This window comes from Microcystis sp. M53602_WE12 (genome assembly GCF_030065455.1).
Lineage (GTDB): Bacteria > Cyanobacteriota > Cyanobacteriia > Cyanobacteriales > Microcystaceae > Microcystis > Microcystis aeruginosa.
On record NZ_JASJFB010000359.1, the window covers coordinates 1 to 2318 of the forward strand.

Genomic DNA, 2318 nt, shown 5'->3' on the forward strand with positions numbered 1-2318 from the left:
GTTCTTAAAACCTGTCTATCTCCAGCGTTGGATGATAATTATCTGTCAAAAAATAATGCTTCTACACAAGTTCTCTATTTAAATAAGAGAATTTTATCTGATTTTTTTCAAAATGAGAATTGCTGGCAGAAAACTGATGGTTATCGTGGTTAATGACGATAATCAGCCGCAGATATCGAAAGAGGTAGCCAGTAAATTAGTCAAAAATCCCGATATTATCGCTGTTGTCGGTCATAATGCCTCCGATGCCAGTTTGGCCGCCGCTCCTATCTACGAAAAAGGCGGTTTGGTGATGATTTCTCCCACCTCCCTGGCTAATAATCTCTCCGGTGCGGGAAATTATATCTTTCGTCTGGTGGCTTCTAACGGCAAAATTAGGGAAAAATTAGCAAATTACATAGTAAATACTGCTAAAGTCCAGAAAATTGCTTTTTGCTACGATTCTCAAGCTCCTGATAATGTTTCCTTTAAAGATGAGTTGATGGCTAATGTGGCGAAAAAAGGCGGTCAAATTGTGCCGATTGTCTGTGATCTGAGTGTCCCCAATTTTAAGGCCGATCAAGCCCTTAATCAGGCGATTTCTGGGGGTGCTAACGGCCTATTTGTCGTCGCTCATGTTGATCGTCTCGATCCCGTTTTTGAGGTTATTCGCTCCAATCGTCAGCGTTTGCCTCTGTTTAGTAGTCCCACCCTCTACAATATTCGCACCCTCGAAGATGGCGGCAAAAACGCCCAAGGTTTAACCCTTGCCGCACCCTGGCACCCCTCGCTTAACCAGACTTTTGCCAATCTTATGCAGGAACAGTGGCGCGGTCCAGTTAGTTGGCGCACAGCCACCAGTTTTGACGCTACACGGGTGATTATTGCCGGTTTAAGGGAAAATCCTCAACGTCAGGGCCGACAATCGCTGCTGCGTTCCGCCAATTTTCATCAAACAGGGGCCACCGGAAAAATTAGCTTTGATCCTAATACTGGCGATCGCATCGGTCAACCGGTGTTAATTCAAGTGCGATCGACTCCCTCCGGTGAGCAGTTTGTCCCTTTACCTTGAAAAGTCCCCAGTCCACCAAAGTCGGGAGAGTTGGCAACTCTCCCCCCAAAAAGTCTCAAAAATTACAATTATTTCAATGTTCAACCCTGAGCAAGAAATGAATGGCTAATATGTTAAAATATGCCTAGATATTTGTAAACTTTTTCCTTTGTATGGATATCGTTATTATCGAAGATGAAATTGAAATCGCCCATTTGATTGAGCAAACTTTAGAGCGGGAGTCCTTTACTTGTCATCTGGCTTATAATGGTAGGGTAGGACTAGAACTATTTTATCAAAAGCAACCAGACTTAGTTATTTTAGATTTAATGTTACCCGAATTAGATGGACTAGAATTGTGTGCTAGAATTCGCCAAAAACCAGGGACAAAAGACCCCTATATTTTAATGTTAACCGCTAGGGGAGAAGAAATTGATCGCATTATCGGTCTATCTACGGGAGCCGATGATTACATGGTCAAACCCTTTAGTCCCCGGGAATTAACCGCTCGCGTAAGAGCCTTATTAAGACGTAGTTTAAGACACGATAGCCAACCCCAGCAACTCCATCGCAGCCGTCATTTTATTATCGACTTAGATCAACATTCTGCTGTTCGTAAATTGGAGGGAATGCCAGAGGAAACCCTCGATTTAACCACCTTAGAATTTAATTTATTAGCTACCTTTGTCAGTTATCCCAATCGCGTCTGGAGTCGCACCCAATTAATCGATAATCTCTGGGGAAATGATTTTTTTGGCGATGAAAGGGTAGTAGATACCCACATCCGACGCTTACGCAAAAAAGTAGAACCCGATCCTGCTAATCCGATCTTTATCAAAACTGTAGTCGGTGTCGGTTATAAATTTGAAGATGACATTATTTAGGGTCTGCTGAAAAAGTTTGTTGGTGGGGTTAGGAGTCAGGAGCCGGTCGTCAGTATTCACGAGGCAGTATTCAGGAGATAAGTAGGGTGTGCTGAAAAAGTTTGTTGGTGGGGTTAAGGAGTCAGGAGTCAGGAGTCAGGAGTCGGGAGTTTCAGGCTTTGTTGCCCTCTCTTTTTGTACCAATTTATGTACTATAAAAAGGATAATGCAAGGTTTTTGAGAGCCCCAATCCGATTTTCGCAGCATGAACATCGGATTTTAACAGGTCAAAAGCCTTATTTTAAAAGGGTTTTACCATTATTCAGCAACCCCTATTTAATACTGCACACTTAAAAACTCAAATCTGATAACTGAAAACTCACATCTGATAACTGATAACTGATAACTGAAATCCCTAAAACCCA

General features: G+C 42.5%; 2 protein-coding genes. Both read left to right on the forward strand.

Features of this window, described 5'->3' with window-relative positions; genetic code table 11:
- Window positions 1-112: 112 nt before the first annotated feature.
- Complete coding sequence (locus tag PX482_RS12500) at window positions 113-1051, forward strand: ABC transporter substrate-binding protein (protein WP_288122503.1); 939 nt, start codon at window positions 113-115, stop codon at window positions 1049-1051.
- A 152-nt stretch (window positions 1052-1203) separates the two neighbouring features.
- On the forward strand, window positions 1204-1914 hold the full coding sequence (locus tag PX482_RS12505; RefSeq protein ID WP_002760492.1) for a response regulator transcription factor: 711 nt from the start codon (window positions 1204-1206) through the stop codon (window positions 1912-1914).
- Window positions 1915-2318: the final 404 nt, after the last annotated feature.

Coding starts and splice junctions, on each gene's coding strand:
- PX482_RS12505 (WP_002760492.1), top strand. CDS start 1,204: ATGGATATCGTTATTATCGAAGATGAAATTGAAATCGCCCATTTGATT.
- PX482_RS12500 (WP_288122503.1), top strand. CDS start 113: ATGAGAATTGCTGGCAGAAAACTGATGGTTATCGTGGTTAATGACGAT.